Consider the following 14,979-nt stretch of genomic DNA (forward strand, 5'->3'; position numbering starts at 1 on the left):
CCCCCTCGGATATTCACAGACTTCGCATAGGCTTCTCGTAGGAAGTCCTCCTGCGCGCCGCCCACAATGGACGCATGAGCAACGACCACCCGGAACTGCGCCGTCCCGACGGCTCCCCGCTGCGGATCCTTGCCGTCGACGACGAGCCGATGCTGACCGACCTGCTCGCGATGGCCCTGCGGATGGAGGGCTGGGAGGTGCGCACGGCGGCCTCCGGCCTGGAGGCCCTGCAGATCGCCCGCGAGTTCGAGCCGGACGCGCTGGTGCTGGACGTGATGATGCCGGACCTGGACGGCATGAGCGTGCTGCGCCGGCTGCGCGAGTCCGGCAACCTCGTGCCCGTCGTCTTCCTCACCGCGAAGGACGCCGTGGCCGACCGCATCGCCGGGCTCACCGCCGGCGGCGACGACTACGTCACCAAGCCGTTCAGCCTGGAGGAGGTCATCGCCCGGCTGCGCGCCGTGATCCGCCGGGCCGGGCAGGTGCGCGCCGACGACGAGCAGGCGATCCTGCGGGTGGGCGATCTCAGCCTGAACGAGGACAGCCACGAGGTGATCCGCGGCGAGGACGAGATCGAGCTGACGGCGACCGAGTTCGAGCTGCTGCGCTACCTGATGCGCAACGAGCGGCGCGTGCTGTCCAAGGCCCAGATCCTGGACCGGGTGTGGAGCTACGACTTCGGCGGGAAGTCGTCGGTCGTGGAGCTGTACATCTCCTACCTCCGCAAGAAGATCGACGCCGGCCGCACCCCGCTGCTGCACACCGTGCGCGGCGTCGGCTACATGATCAAGGCTCCGCAGGCCTGACGTGCTCCATCGCCCCCTGACCCTGCAGTCGCGGCTGATGGCCGCGGTGATCGGCTTCGTGTCGCTGATCCTCGTCATCGTCGCCGTCATCACCAGCGCCACGCTGGGCACCACGCTCGAGTCGCGACTGGAGGAGCAGCTGCGCGACACCGCCGTCACCACGACCGGACTGGTCGCGCAGCGGGCGACCTTCGCATCGATCGCGCGCGAGGAGCTGACGATCGACTACGTGCTGGAGGGCCGGCAGCTGCAGGGCGGTCCGGACCTGCTGCTGGCCATCGCGCCCCCCGGCGGGCGCCCGAGCGGGGCGATCCTGACGCCGGACGACCAGCGCACGCTGAGCCAGTCCGACCTGTTCGCGCTCACCTCCGCCGTGAAGGACGCCGGCACCGCCACCGTCTCCCTCGAGCACGCGGGCTCGTTCCGGGTGCTGGTGACCAAGACCCAGGGCGGCACGCTGGTGATGACCGGGCTCTCCCGCGCGGAGATCCAGAACACGATGACCTCGCTGTTCACGGTGATCGCGCTGGCCACGCTGGGCGGGCTCATCCTGCTCGCGCTGACCACCGCGCTCACGATCAGCGTCAGCCTGCGCCCGCTGCGCGCGGCCGCCGCGACGGCGACCCGGGTGTCCACCCAGCCGCTGGACCGCGGCGAGGTGTCCATCACGGAGCGGGTGCCGGATGCCGAGGCGGATCCGCGCACCGAGATCGGGCGGGTGGGTGCGGCGCTGAACACGCTGCTCGATCACGTGGACGCGTCGCTGGCGGCACGGCAGCGCAACGAGGAGCGGATGCGGCGCTTCGTGGCGGATGCCAGTCACGAGCTGCGCACGCCGCTGGCATCCATCCGCGGGTACTCGGAGCTGTCGCTGCGGACCCTTCGACAGGCTCAGGGTCGACAGGCTCAGGCTCCGCAGGCTCAGGATCCGCAGGCTCAGGATCCGCAGGCTCAGGATCCGCAGGCTCAGGGTCCGCAGACCCGGGGTGCGGATACGGGCGGTGCGGATGCCGTGGAGAGCACGACATCGGCGCTGGAGCGGATCCAGGCGCAGTCGATCCGGATGACGCGGCTGGTGGAGGATCTGCTGCTGCTGGCCCGGCTGGACGAGGGCCGGGAGCTCGTGCACGGCACGGTCGATCTCACCCGGCTCGCCGTCGAGGGGCTGACGGATGCGCGCCCCACCGCGCCCGACCACGTCTGGCAGCTGGACGTGCCGGAGGAGCCGGTGCTCGTCACCGGCGACGCCGGCCGGCTGCACCAGGTGATCGCGAACCTGCTCGCCAACGCGCGCACGCACACCCCGGCCGGCACCACGATCACCCTCCGCGTCCACGCCGGACCGGATGCCGCCGAGCTGCGCGTGCACGACGACGGCCCTGGCATCGATCCGGGGGTGCGCGACGAACTGTTCTCCCGCTTCGCCCGCGGCGACGTGTCCCGCGCCCGGCAGACCGGCGGAACCGGTCTCGGGCTCGCGATCGCGAAGGCGATCGTGGAGGGGCACGGCGGCACGATCGCGGTGGAGAGCTCCCCCGGCGACACCACGTTCATCGTGCGGCTGCCGCTCGCGGCATCCGTCGAGGCATCCGGTCAGTAGCCGGCGAAGGCGTCCGTCGTCAGCGACCGCGCCTTCTGCAGGGCGGGGGCGAGGTCGGCGATGAGCCGCGGCGGGCCGGAGATGAAGGCGTGCCGCGACGCCAGATCCGGGACGACCCGCTCGAGTCCGGCGGCGTCCAGCCGCACGCCCTGCGCCCACGTCCAGTGCGGCGGGAGGTCCGCCGGCTCGTCGCGGGTGAACACGATCACGCGCGCCCCGGTCTGCTCCAGCTCGTCGCGGAAGGCGAGCTCAGCGGCCTCCGAGGCGACGTACACCAGCACCATGTCGCGCTGCCGGCCGGTCGCCTGCAGCTGCCGCAGCTGCGAGACGAAGGGCGTCACGCCGATCCCCGCCGCCACCATGAGCACCGGGGCGTCCCCGCGCGGCAGCACGAAGTCCCCCCAGGTGCCGGTGACGGCGAGCACGGCGCCCGGCTGCGCGGCCGCGAGCGCACGCTTGTAGCTGGACGGATGCTTGCGGTCGCCCTCCTTGTACGCGATGCGCAGGGTCGGCAGGTCGGCCGGCGCGGAGACGATGCTGAACTCGCGGCGCGTGCCGCGCACGTCCGGATGCCGGTGCGGGACGTCGAGCTCGAGATACTGCCCCGGCACGAACCGCAGCCGGCTGCGCGTCCGGAACGTCAGCTCCTGCGCGGTGGGGGTGACGAACCGCCGGCTCTCCAGCACCAGGCGCACCGAGCCCCGCAGCGCGAACGCGAAGGCGAGCAGGTTGCCGATGAGCAGGGCGCGCTCCTGACCGAGCGTGAACAGCCCGGCGACGGAGAGCGGCCAGCCGGCGAGGACCCCGACGAGGGCGGCGACGCAGAACTGCTGCCAGCGGCGCGGCGGCAGGGTGAGCGGCTCGGAGAGCATGAAGGCCCCGAGGTACAGCAGGGGCGACTGCGTCAGCGCGAAGAGCACGGCATCCGTCGCGGCGAACGACAGCTCGGCGGCCTGCGCCTGCACCGCCTGCCGCAGCACGGTGACGGCGACGGCGACCACGAGGAACACCAGCATGAGGCGCACCTTCTCGGTGCGCCACAGCACGGCCAGCCCGAGCAGCGCGACCGGAACGGCCATCGCGGGCGTGCCGACCCACCACGAGGAGAACGTGCCCAGCCAACCCGCGCCGAGCCCGCCGGCGATCGTGACCACGGCGGCGCCGAAGGCGGCCGGATTGAGGATGTGCCGGCCGCGCCACGCGATCAGGTACTTCGACAGGCTCGCGAGGGCTCCCGCGATCGCGAGGCCGACGAGGCCGCCCGGGCTGATCGAGGGCTGCAGCACGAACAGCAGGATGAGGGCGGTGACCAGCGACGACTCGATGCGCCAGGGCAGGTGCAGCAGCCGCTGCGCGGCGGCGTCGACCGCCGATGTCGCGGCGGCGAGCACCGCGAAGGAGACCAGCAGCTCCAGCGGGGAGGGGCCGACGAGACCGGCGAGCGAGAGCAGCACGGCGACGGCGGCGAGGGCGATCAGGGCGAACAGCACCAGCCGGTACATCGAGATGGCGCCAAGGACGGCCAGCACGCGCTGGCGGAGCGCGGTGAATGACGTGAGCACGGTTCTACTCTTCCTCATCTGCGGGGCGTTTCGCCCCGTCGCTGCGGTCCCTGAGCCTGCCGGAGGGCGCTCACCGACCGGGACCTGTCAGCGTGAAGAGCTCGCCCGGGAATCCGTGCGAGCGCTCGGCGCGGCCGTCGGTGCTCATCCGCACCCAGTGCACGCCCCAGCGGTCGGCGAGCCGCGGTCCGCCGTCGAAGAAGAGCGCCGTCGCCGCGGCATCCGCATGCATGGCGTCCGCGGCGAGCGCCCACGTCGCCACCCACGTCCGCACCGGCGCCCCGGTGCGGGCGTCGAGCACATGGTGCAGACCGGCGCCCCACGAGCGGCGGTTCGTCGCCGACGCGCACAGCGCGGCGTCGGCGACCTCCACGACCCCGATCGCGCGGGAGGGGTGGTACGGGTGCTCGAGCCCGACGCGGATGCCGCCGCCGCGCACAGCCAGGTCGCCGCTCGCGTCCACCACGAGACGTCCCGGCACGTCGTGCAGGACGGCGGCGACGAGGTCGACGAGGCGGCCCTTGCCGAGCGCGCCGACATCGATCGTCGCCGGTGCGCGCAGGGTCAGGACGGATGCCGTGCACTCCAGCATCCGCTCCCAGTCCGCCGGCGCCGGGACGGGCGCGCCGGGCCGCAGCGTCAGCGCGGCGTCGTAGCCGGCCGCCTCCAGGCTGCCACCGACCAGCGGGTTCACCGCTCCCCCGGTCGCGGCCGAGAGCTCCCGGTACACCGCGAGCATGTCGGCGGCATCCGCCGGCGCCGGGGCGCTGCCGCCGCGCGCGCCGAGCCGGCGCACGACGGAGTCGTCGCGGAAGCGGGACCACTCCGCGTCGAACCGGTCCACGACCGCGCGGACGCGCTCGCGCTGCCGCTCGGTGAGCGCGGTCGCGGACTCGATCTCCCAGCGTGTGCCGATCGCGTCGAAGCGCCAGACGCTCGCGGCGCCGCGGCTCACTCGGCCGCCTGCTCCTTGATCTTCTCCACCGCCTGATTGAACCCGCCGCTGGTGAGCGACGAGCCGGCGACGCGATCGACCTGCAGCTCGTCGACAGGGCGCCCCTCCACCTCGGCGGTGATGCCGTCGATGAACTGGCCCTGGAAGCGCTCCGTCTCCGGCGCCTGCGGGTCGCCGGTCATCTCGACGTCCGTGACGACGCCGTCCTTCAGGGTCAGGGTGACGGTGACCGTCTCCACGGTCTCCGGCGTCTGGTACGAGCCCTCGGCCGTGTACGTGCCGTCGGCGTAGCCCGCCGACCCCGCGGTGTCCGCGCCGGAGTCGGCGGGGGCCTCGGCGTCGGCGGCGCCGGAGCATCCGGCCAGGAGCAGGGCGCCGGCCAGGCCGGCGAGAGCGGTACCGGTGCGGGCCGCGGAGTGCGTCATGGCTCCAGCATCCGTGATCCGGCTATGAGCGCGCTCTACGCGTCGCCGCCGAACATGCTCGTCACCGAGCCGTCCTCGAACACCTGGCGGATCGCGGTGGCCAGCAGCGGCGCGATCGGCAGGATCGTCAGGGTGTCCCAGCGGCGCGACTCGGTGAGCGGGATGGTGTCGGTGACGACGACGTGGTCGATCGCCTCGTCCTGCAGGCGCTCGGATGCCGGGTCGCTGAAGATCGCGTGCGTGGCCGCCACGATCACCTTGCGGGCGCCGTTCGCCTTCAGCGCCTGGGCGGCCTTGACGATGGTGCCGCCGGTGTCGATCATGTCGTCCACGAGCAGGCAGGTGCGACCCTCCACGGTGCCGACGATCTCGTGCACGGTGACCTGGTTGGCCACCTTCGGGTCGCGGCGCTTGTGGATGATCGCCAGCGGCGCCCCGAGGCTGTCCGACCAGGTGTCGGCGACGCGCACGCGGCCCATGTCCGGGGAGACGATAGTGAGGGTCTCCCGGTCCTCGTCCGACAGCGACGTCTCGAAGTGCTCGAGCAGCACCGGCTTGGCGAACAGGTGGTCGACGGGTCCGTCGAAGAACCCCTGGATCTGCGCGGCGTGCAGGTCGACGCTCATCACCCGGTCGGCGCCGGCGGTCTTGAGCAGGTCGGCGACCAGGCGCGCGCTGATCGGCTCCCTGCCGCGGCCCTTCTTGTCCTGACGGGAGTACGGGTAGTACGGGGCGACGACGGTGATCCGCTTGGCCGAGGCGCGCTTGGCGGCGTCGAGCATGATCAGCGTCTCCATCAGCCACTCGTTCACCGGCTCGCCGAACGACTGCACGATGAACAGGTCGCAGCCGCGGATGGAGACCTCGAACCGGGCGTAGATCTCACCGGAGGCGAAGGTGCGGTGCTCGACGGGGGCGATCTCGGTGCCGAGCGCCTGGGCGACCGCCTTCGTCAGCTCCGGATGCGAACGCCCGCCGGCGACGACGAGACGCTTCTTCGTCTTGGCGATCAGGCCCGGCGCGATGCCGTTGTCCCGATCCAGTTCGGTGGTCTTCTTCTTGCGCCCCATCGGACCCGCCTATTCCGCCGATCGTTCCCGGGCCGCGGCATCCGCCGCACCCGTGCCTGCTCTGTTCTTCTCGACCCACCCCTCGATGTTGCGCTGGGGGGCCACGCTCATGGCCAGGGCTCCGGCGGGGACGTCCTTGCGGACGACGGCTCCAGCACCGGTCTTCGCACCAGCACCCAGCCTAACGGGAGCGACGAGCACCGTGTGCGAGCCGGTGTGCACCTCGTCGCCGATCTCGGTGCGGTGCTTGCGGACGTCGTCGTAGTTCGCGGTGATGGTGCTCGCGCCGAGGTTGACCCCGCGGCCGATGGTGGCGTCGCCGACGTAGGACAGGTGCGGCACCTTGCTGCCCTCGCCGATCTGCGCGTTCTTCGTCTCCACGTAGGCGCCGATCTTGCCGCCCGCGCCGAGGACGGTGCCGGGGCGGAGGTAGGAGAACGGCCCGACCGTGGCCCCCGCGCCGATGACCGCCAGCTGCGCGTCGGTGCGCCGGACGACGGCGTCCTCGCCGACCTCGCAGTCCACGAGGGTGGTGTCCGGGCCGATCGTGGCTCCCTCGGCGATGACGGTGGCGCGCAGGATGTGCGTGTTGGGGAGGACGGTCACGTCCGGCGCGAGCTTCGCGTCGTCGTCGATCCAAGTGGTCGCGGGGTCGACGATGGTGACCCCCTCGCGCTGCCAGCGGCGCACGATCCGGTCGTTGAGCACCCGGCCGGCCTCGGCCAGCTGCACGCGATCGTTCACGCCGAAGGTGCTGGCGACGTCGTCGGCGACCTGGGCGGCCACGGTCTCGGAGGCGGCGCGCAGCAGGCCGATCACGTCGGTCAGGTACAGCTCGCCCTGCGCGTTGTCGCGGTCGATGCGGGTGAGGTGGCTGCGCAGCGGCGCGGCGCGGAACACGTACACCCCGGCGTTGATCTCGGTGATCGCGGCCTCGTCGGGGGTGGCGTCCTTCTGCTCCACGATGCGCTCGACGACGCCGTCCGCGTTGCGGATCACGCGGCCGTAGCCGGTGGGGTCGTCCAGGTGGGCGCTCAGCAGCGTGGCCGCGGCGGCGGCCTCGCGATGCGCGGACACCAGCGCCTCAAGGGTGCGGGTCTCCAGCAGCGGCACGTCGCCGGAGAGCACGAGCACGTCGCCATCGAAGTCGCCGGGCAGCGCGTCGATGGCCACCTGGACGGCGCGTCCGGTGCCGGGGATGTCGTCCTGGTCGACGACCACGGCATCCGGGTACTGCTCGGCGAGCACGGCGACGACCTGGTCCCGCTCGTGCCGGACCACGACCTCGATGTGGTCGGCGCCGAGCGAGCGCGCCGTGGTGAGGACGTGCCCGACCAGCGGGCGTCCGCCGATCTCGTGCAGCACCTTGGGGCGCCGGGACTTCATCCGGGTGCCCTGGCCGGCGGCCAGGACGATGATGGCGAGGTTGTTCTGCGTCATGCTCCGCCGCCAGGACTCGAACCTGGACCTCACAGCTCCAAAGGCTGTCGTGCTGCCACTACACCACGGCGGACCGCGGCCGCCGCGCTCGTCCCCGCGGGTCGGTGCGTCGGGCCGCCTGACAAGTCTGCCATGCCGCGCCGGGCTGTCCGCTCCGGATCCTGGCCGTCAGCGGACCGCGGGCAGCGAGGGCGCGAGCCGCCGGAGCCGGTGGTAGGTGGGCAGCAGCGCGTCGTAGAGCTCGTCGAACACCGGCAGCAGTGAGGAGTACACCGCGGACTCCGCCGGACGCGGCCGCACCGTGCGCTCCACGGGCTGCAGCCGCGCGGCGACGTCGATCGACTCGATCAGCCCCAGCGCCTGCATCCCGAGCAGGGCGGCGCCGAAGCCGGAGCCCTCCTGCCCCTCCAGCAGCCCGATCGGCGCCCCGAAGGCGTCGGCCAGGGTCTGCTGCCAGAGCGGATGCCGCATCACCCCGCCGGTGGCTCGGATCTCCCCGATCTCCAGCCCGGCCGCGCGCATGGACTGCAGCACGAGGGCGAGCTGCAGCGCCACCCCCTCCACCGCCGCGCGGACCATGTGGTCCCTGGTGTGCGCGCGGGTGAGCCCGATGTAGGCGCCGCTGGCGATGCTGCTCCAGTGCGGCGCCCGCTCGCTGAGCAGGTAGGGCAGCAGGAGCAGTCCGCCCGACCCGGCCGGGATCCGCCCCGCCCGGTCGAGCATCTCCGCGGTGTCAAGGCCGGGCTCGGCGATCTCGTTGCGCGCCCACTCCAACGTCACTCCGCCGTTGTTGATGGCGCCGCCGATCACCCAGCGGTCCTCGGTGAGGGCGTAGCAGAACACGCCGCCGCGCGGGTCCACGGCCGGCCGGTCGACGGCCACCCGCAACGCGCCGCTGGTGCCGATCGAGCAGGCGGCCACCCCGGGCTGCACGGCGCCCACGCCGAGGTTCGCGAGCGGTCCGTCGCCGGCGCCGACGACCACGCGGGTGGACAGCGGCAGGCCGGTCGCGGCGGCGCCCTCCTCGGTGAGACCGTCGAGCACCGTGGTCGTCGACACCAGTTCGGGCAGCTGCTCCGCGCGGATGCCGGCCAGCGACAGGGCCTCCTCGTCCCACTCCAGCCGATGGATGTCCATCAGCCCGGAGCAGGAGGCGAGGGAGTGGTCGATCACCAGCGCGCCGCACATCCGCAACAGCACCCAGTCCTTCACGCTGGCCCAGATCGCCGACTCCTGACGGATGCGCGGCTCCTGCTCGCGGAACCAGATCAGCTTCGTCAGCGGCGACATCGGATGCACCGGGGTGCCGGTGCGGCGGTGCAGGGCGAGGCCGTGGGCGGACGCCCGCAGCCGCTCGGCCTGCACCGCCGCCCGGGTGTCCGCCCAGGTGATCACCGGCGTGAGCGGCATCAGCTCGGTGTCCAGCGCCATCAGGCTGTGCATGGCCGAGGAGAAGGCGAGCCCGGCGATCCGGGCCGCCCCCACCTCGGCGACGACCTCGCGCACCGCCTGGTACACCGCGCCGAGGATGCGCTGCGGATCCTGCACCGCGTGCCCCGGGTACGGCTCCTCCAGCGGGTAGCCGTGCGAGGCGGTCGCGAGCTGCTCCCCGGCGACCGAGAAGGCGACGGCCTTGGTGGCCGTGGTGCCCATGTCGATGCCGATGACGACGTCGCGTGCGGCGTCCATGTCAGAAGATCGCGTAGACGACGAGGACCATGGCGAAGCCGACGACGGACTCGATCGCCTGCTGGACGGTCCACGTCTTCAGCGTCGTCTTCACGTCCATGCCCATCAGGCGGCCGACCAGCCAGAAGCCGGAGTCGTTGACGTGGCTGGCGAAGACCGAGCCGGCGGCGGCGGCGAGGGTGATCGCGGCGACGTCGATGACGCCGAAGTCCCCCGCGGCGACGGCCGGCGCGAGCAGGCCCGCTGTGGTCACCAGGGCGACGGTCGCGGAGCCCTGCGCCACGCGCAGGGCGACGGCGATGAGGTAGGCGGCGAAGATGACCGGCATCCCGACATCCCCCAGCGTCGACGACAGCGCGTCGCCGATGCCGGAGGCGCGCAGCACGCCGCCGAACATGCCGCCGGCGCCGGTGATGAGGATGACGGATGCCACGGTGCCGAGCGTGCCCTCGACGAGCTTCTCCAGGGCGCTGCCGTTCTCGCCGCGGAACTTGCCGAGGACGAGCAGGGCGACCAGCGCGGTGATCAGCAGCGCCACCGGGGAGGTGCCGATCAGCATCAGCGCCTGCACCCAGGTGGCCTCGCGGTCGACGACCCTGATGCTGCCGAGGGAGTTCAGTCCGGTGTTGAGGAAGATCAGCAGCAGCGGCAGCAGCAGGATGGCCACGACGGTGCCGGCCTTGGGCGGGTTGGCGGGCTGGTCGTCGTCCTTCGCGCCGAACAGCTCCGGCACGATCATCGGGTAGCGCGAGTTGACGAAGCGGCCCCACAGGTAGCCGGAGAGGTACCAGGCCGGGAACGCGATCACGAGGCCGATCAGCATGACGACGCCGAGGTTGGCGCCGAAGAGCTCGGTGGCGGCCACCGGGCCGGGGTGCGGGGGCAGGAAGACGTGCATGACCGAGAAGGCCGCGGCGCCGCTCATCCCGTACAGCAGCAGGTTCGGGCCGCCGATCCGACGGGCGACGGCGAAGATGATCGGCAGCATCACGATCAGGCCGGCGTCGAAGAAGATCGGGAAGCCGAGGATGAGCGAGGTGACGCCGAGGGCGAAGGCGGCGCGCTTCTCGCCGAAGATGGACACCATCCTCTCCGCGATCACGCGGGCGCCGCCTGAGGACTCGATGAGGCGGCCGATGATGGCGCCGAGCCCGATCAGCAGGGCGACGGATCCGAGCGTGCTGCCGAATCCGGCGACGAGCACCTCATTGACCAGCACGCCCATGGGCAGTCCGGTGGCGATCGCCGTGAGCAGCGAGACCACGATGAGCACCAGGAACGCGTGCAGGCGCACCTTGATGACGAGGAACAGGATGAGGGCGACGGCGACAGCCGCGATGGCCAGCAGCGGGCCGGTCCCGAGAACGGGCGTCCAGTCTTCCATGACGTTCACTTTCTCCGTTGAAAAGGAAGGGGAGCGGTGAGACCGCAAAGGTACTACGAATAGATGGATAAGATAGTACCTATTCGTGGACGAGGGAGCAAGCGATGGCGGCGGATCTGCACGGCGACGTCCTGGACGACCTGGGCGCGCGCATCGCGAACGGCGATCTGCGGCCCGGCCACGTCCTCACCCTCGCGCAGCTGGAGCAGGAGTACTCCGCCTCGCGGACCGTCGTGCGCGAGGCGGTGCGGGTGCTGGAGAGCATCCGCATGCTGGCCTCCCGCCGCCGTGTGGGCATCACCGTGCTCCCCCGCGACCAGTGGCACGAGCTGGACCCGATGCTGATCCAGTGGCAGCTGCGCGGCCGGCACCGCCAGGAGCAGCTGGAGTCGCTCATGGAGCTGCGGGTCGCCGTCGAGCCGATGGCCGCGCGCCTGGCCGCCCGCCGGGCGACGCCGCAGCAGCGCGCCGAGCTGCGCCGGCTCGCCGAGGAGATGGGCGAGCTCGGCCGCCGGGGGCTCGCCGCGGACGACGCCTACCTGCAGGCCGACATCGCCTTCCACGAGCTGCTGCTCACCGCATCCGGCAACCCGCTGCTGGCGACGCTCCGGGTTCCGGTGCGGGAGGTGCTCGCCGGACGCACCCGCCTGGGCCTGCATCCGCCGGTGCCCGCGCCGGGGACCCTCGAGGACCACCTCCGGCTGGCGCTGGACATCGCGGCCGGGGATGCGGATGCCGCCGAGCGGCAGTCCCGCTCGCACCTGCTCGGGGTGCTCGGCGAGCTGGCGCCGCCTCCTGCGCCGCCGGTGGGATGATGGTCTGATGAGCGGAACGGAGACGGCGGGCGACGAGGTCGACCGCATCGTCGCCGCCTGGGGACGCCAGCGCCCCGACCTCGACTTCTCGCCGCTCGAGGTGCTCTCCCGCGTGGACCGGCTCTCCCGGCATCTCGACCGGGCCCGGAAGGACGTCTTCCGCCGCAGCGACCTCGAGCCCTGGGAGTGGGACGTGCTGTCGGCGCTGCGCCGCGCCGGCGCGCCGTTCCAGCTCTCCCCCAAGCAGCTGCTGCAGCAGACCCTGGTCTCCAGCGGCACCATGACCAACCGCATCGACCGGCTCGTCGGGCGGCGGCTGGTGCGCCGCGAGGCCGACCCGGACGACGGGCGCAGCGTGCTGGTCACCCTCACCGACGACGGCCGGATCCGCGTGGACGCCGCGATCACCCGCCTGGTGGATGCCGAGGCGGAGCTGCTGCGCGCACTCCCCCGCGCCGACCGCGAGCGCCTGGCAGGGCTGCTGCGCAATCTCAGCCTGGGCTTCGACGCCTGATGGGCATGCCCTCACCCCTGCCCGTCCGCGACGGCGTTGGCGCCACCCGGCTGCACCTGCCGATGTCGGGTCCGTGGCCGACGATCGGGGCGTACATGGCGGAGCGCTTCTTCCACCTGGATCCCGAACGGCTGCTGCGGCGGTTCGACCGCGGGGAGATCGTCGCGCGCGACGGCACGGCGCTGACCCGCGAGACGCCGCTCGGCGCGCACGAGTTCGTCTGGTACTACCGCGAGCCGCCGGTGGAGCGGGAGATCCCGTTCGAGGTCGAGGTGCTGCACGCCGACCGCGATCTCGTCGTCGCCGACAAGCCGCACTTCCTGCCGACCACGCCCGGCGGCAAGTTCCTGCAGAACTCGGCGCTGGTGCGGCTGCGCAACCGCCTCGGAAATCCGGACCTCACGCCCATCCACCGCCTGGACCGCGCCACGGCGGGACTGCTGATGTTCTCGGCGCGCCCGGAGACGCGCGGCGCGTATCAGCTGCTGTTCGAGCGCCGCGAGGTGGAGAAGGTGTACGAGGCGGTGTCCGCGCTCCCCACCGGATGGGATCCGGGCTCCCCCGCCCTGGACGGGCGGCCGTTTCCGATCGTGTACCGCAACCACATCGAGAAGCTGCGCGGCAACGTGTGCGTGCGGGTCGACCCGGAGCGGGAGCCGAACGCGGAGACGCTGATCGAGTTGATCGGCTTCGACGACCGGGTGCTGCACACCCGGCTGCGCCCGCACTCCGGCCGGATGCACCAGCTGCGCGTGCACCTGGCCGCCCTCGGCGCCGGCATCCGCAACGACGGGTTCTACCCGGAGCTGCTCCCGGAGACGCCCGACGACTTCACCCGGCCGCTGCAGCTGCTGGCCCGGGAGCTGCGCTTCACCGATCCGCTCAGCGGCGAGCCGCGCGCCTTCCGCTCCGAACGCACCCTCCAGGACGCTCCTCCTCCCGGTCGTTGAGCGAGCACCGCCGACGGCGCGGAGCCCTAACGCCGCATGATCGCCCGCGCCAGCCGGGTGCCGAGCGACTGCACCAGGTGCACGAACACCACGATGAGGATGATCGCCGCCCACATCACGACCGGCTCGAAGCGGCGGAATCCGTAGATCTGCGCGAACGCGCCGAGCCCGCCGCCGCCGATCATGCCCGCCATCGCCGTCATGTCGATCAGGGCGACGACGATGAACGTGTACCCCAGCACGAGCGGACCCAGCGACTCCGGGATCGCGACGGTGAACAGGATCCGCCACGGCCCCGCCCCCATCGCGCGGGCCGCCTCGATGACGCCCGGGGAGACCGAGACGAGGTGCTGCTCGACGATCCGCCCGATCGCGAAGGACGCGGCCACCCCGATCGCAAAGGCGCCCGCGTTGATGCCGATGCCGGTGCCGATCACGGCGCGAGTGACCGGCTGCAGCACGGCGAGGAAGATCACGAACGGAATCGGCCGGAAGAAGTTCACCAGCATCCCGATCACCGCGTTGAGCACCCGGTTCGGCATGATCCCGCCCGGCCGGGTGACGTACAGCCCGATGCCGATGATCGTGCCGAGCACGCCGCTGAGCAGCAGCGCGTACACCGTCATGTAGAGGGTCTCGACCGCGGCCGCCCAGAACTCGGGCCACAGCTCGTTGAGGCGTTCCATCAGCGGCCCCCCTCCGTCTCGACGGCATCCGCGATCTCGGTGACCTCGGCGTGCGTCCGGATCGTGTCCAGAGCCGCGTCGATCGCGGCATCCGCACCCCGGATCGCGAGCGTCAGGTGCCCGAAGGCGCGGCCGCGGATGTCGTTGATCCCGCCGTAGACGAGCTCGAACTCGAGACCGGCCTGTGCGAGGTCGAGGAACACCTGCCCCTGCGACGAGTCGCCGTCGCGGAACGAGAAGGTCACCAGGCGGCCGCGGTGCCGCTCGCGCAGCGCCGCCGTCTCCGCGGGCGAGGGGATGCCCTTGATCACCGTGCCGACGAATCGCTGCGAGGCGGGGTTCTGCGGGTTGGAGAACACCTCGAAGACGTCGCCCTGCTCGATCACCCGTCCGCGCTCCATCACCGCCACCTTCGTCGCGATGGTCTGGATGACGTCCATCTCGTGCGTGATCACCACGATCGTGACGCCCTGCTCCTCGTTCACGCGCTTGAGCAGCGCCAGCACCTCGTGCGTGGTCTGCGGGTCGAGCGCGCTGGTCGCCTCGTCGGCGAGCAGGATCGCGGGGCGGGTGGCGAGGGCGCGGGCGATGCCGACGCGCTGCTTCTGACCGCCGGAGAGCTGCTCGGGGTACGCCCTGGCCTTGTCGGCGAGGCCGACGAACTGCAGCAGCTCTGCCACCCGCGCGTCGATGTCTGCGCGGGACCACCCGGCGAGCTTGAGCGGGTAGGCGATGTTGGCGTGCACGCTCTTCGACGAGAACAGGTTGAACTGCTGGAAGATCATGCCGATGCCGCCGCGGACGGAGCGCAGCTCGCGCTCGGGCAGCCGGGTGATGTCGACGCCGTCGACGAGGATCGAGCCGCTCGTGGCGGGCTCGAGCGCGTTGATGAGCCGCACCAGGGTGGACTTGCCGGCCCCGGAGTACCCGATGATGCCGAACACGTCGCCCGGCTCGATGTCGAGGCTCACCCCGTCGACGGCCGTGATCGGCTCGCCGTGGCGGTCGGCGGGCGGGTACGTCTTCGTGACGTCGGTGAGACTCACGATGGCCATGGCGACTCCGGATGCTGGACGGCGGAAC

The 14,979-nt window shown here is 72.1% G+C and carries 14 protein-coding genes and 1 tRNA gene; 5 read left to right on the plus strand and 10 right to left on the minus strand.

Features of this window, described 5'->3' with window-relative positions; all coding sequences use genetic code 11:
* Positions 1–74 precede the first annotated feature (74 nt).
* Both JRG78_RS08895 and JRG78_RS08900 read left to right on the plus strand, forming a co-directional pair.
* Complete coding sequence (locus JRG78_RS08895) at positions 75–806, plus strand: response regulator transcription factor (RefSeq protein WP_272653315.1); 732 nt, start codon at positions 75–77, stop codon at positions 804–806.
* Positions 807–843: 37 nt separating this feature from the next.
* Positions 844–2,406 carry a sensor histidine kinase gene (locus tag JRG78_RS08900; RefSeq protein WP_272653806.1) on the plus strand — a complete coding sequence of 521 codons (1,563 nt, stop codon included), beginning with the start codon at positions 844–846 and terminating at the stop codon, positions 2,404–2,406.
* Here the strand turns inward: JRG78_RS08900 and JRG78_RS08905 are convergent.
* The 8 genes from JRG78_RS08905 to JRG78_RS08940 form a co-directional block, all read right to left on the minus strand.
* Positions 2,400–3,968: an FAD-dependent oxidoreductase gene (locus tag JRG78_RS08905; RefSeq protein ID WP_442927193.1), complete on the minus strand. Its 1,569-nt coding sequence runs from the start codon at positions 3,966–3,968 to the stop codon at positions 2,400–2,402. The two genes, JRG78_RS08900 and JRG78_RS08905, sit on opposite strands and share 7 nt — an antisense overlap.
* A gap of 70 nt (positions 3,969–4,038) precedes the next feature.
* On the minus strand, positions 4,039–4,923 hold the full coding sequence (locus JRG78_RS08910; protein ID WP_272653317.1) for an FAD:protein FMN transferase: 885 nt from the start codon (positions 4,921–4,923) through the stop codon (positions 4,039–4,041).
* Positions 4,920–5,348 (minus strand): FMN-binding protein, encoded by a 429-nt coding sequence (locus tag JRG78_RS08915; RefSeq protein ID WP_272653318.1) that lies wholly within the window; start codon positions 5,346–5,348, stop codon positions 4,920–4,922. The genes JRG78_RS08910 and JRG78_RS08915 overlap by 4 nt, the downstream gene beginning before the upstream one ends.
* Positions 5,349–5,383: 35 nt before the next feature.
* Positions 5,384–6,418, minus strand: coding sequence for a ribose-phosphate diphosphokinase (locus JRG78_RS08920; RefSeq protein ID WP_259606349.1), 1,035 nt, complete (start codon positions 6,416–6,418; stop codon positions 5,384–5,386).
* A gap of 9 nt (positions 6,419–6,427) precedes the next feature.
* Entirely contained in the window at positions 6,428–7,858 is a 1,431-nt protein-coding gene (gene glmU, locus JRG78_RS08925) for a bifunctional UDP-N-acetylglucosamine diphosphorylase/glucosamine-1-phosphate N-acetyltransferase GlmU (protein WP_259606350.1), read from the minus strand.
* 1 nt (position 7,859) lies between these two features.
* A tRNA-Gln gene (locus JRG78_RS08930) sits at positions 7,860–7,931 on the minus strand.
* Positions 7,932–8,026: 95 nt separating this feature from the next.
* Positions 8,027–9,547 carry a gluconokinase gene (locus JRG78_RS08935; RefSeq protein WP_272653319.1) on the minus strand — a complete coding sequence of 507 codons (1,521 nt, stop codon included), beginning with the start codon at positions 9,545–9,547 and terminating at the stop codon, positions 8,027–8,029.
* Position 9,548: 1 nt separating this feature from the next.
* Entirely contained in the window at positions 9,549–10,931 is a 1,383-nt protein-coding gene (locus JRG78_RS08940) for a GntP family permease (RefSeq protein ID WP_272653320.1), read from the minus strand.
* A 104-nt stretch (positions 10,932–11,035) separates the two neighbouring features.
* Between JRG78_RS08940 and JRG78_RS08945 the strand changes: the two genes are divergently transcribed.
* From JRG78_RS08945 to JRG78_RS08955, 3 genes are read left to right on the plus strand one after another with little or no spacing between them, the layout of a single operon-like run.
* Positions 11,036–11,746: a FadR/GntR family transcriptional regulator gene (locus JRG78_RS08945; RefSeq protein ID WP_272653321.1), complete on the plus strand. Its 711-nt coding sequence runs from the start codon at positions 11,036–11,038 to the stop codon at positions 11,744–11,746.
* A gap of 7 nt (positions 11,747–11,753) precedes the next feature.
* Complete coding sequence (locus JRG78_RS08950; protein WP_272653322.1) at positions 11,754–12,260, plus strand: MarR family winged helix-turn-helix transcriptional regulator; 507 nt, start codon at positions 11,754–11,756, stop codon at positions 12,258–12,260.
* Between the two features lie 5 nt (positions 12,261–12,265).
* Complete coding sequence (locus JRG78_RS08955; protein WP_272653323.1) at positions 12,266–13,210, plus strand: pseudouridine synthase; 945 nt, start codon at positions 12,266–12,268, stop codon at positions 13,208–13,210.
* 26 nt (positions 13,211–13,236) lie between these two features.
* On the opposite strand, the gene JRG78_RS08960 is transcribed toward JRG78_RS08955, so the two are convergent.
* Positions 13,237–13,896, minus strand: coding sequence for a methionine ABC transporter permease (locus JRG78_RS08960; RefSeq protein WP_259606355.1), 660 nt, complete (start codon positions 13,894–13,896; stop codon positions 13,237–13,239).
* Positions 13,896–14,951: a methionine ABC transporter ATP-binding protein gene (locus JRG78_RS08965; protein ID WP_272653324.1), complete on the minus strand. Its 1,056-nt coding sequence runs from the start codon at positions 14,949–14,951 to the stop codon at positions 13,896–13,898. The genes JRG78_RS08960 and JRG78_RS08965 overlap by 1 nt, the downstream gene beginning before the upstream one ends.
* Positions 14,952–14,979 lie beyond the last annotated feature (28 nt).

Origin of the sequence: Microbacterium sp. EF45047, from assembly GCF_028472845.1 — a bacterium.
Lineage (GTDB): Bacteria > Actinomycetota > Actinomycetes > Actinomycetales > Microbacteriaceae > Microbacterium > Microbacterium neungamense.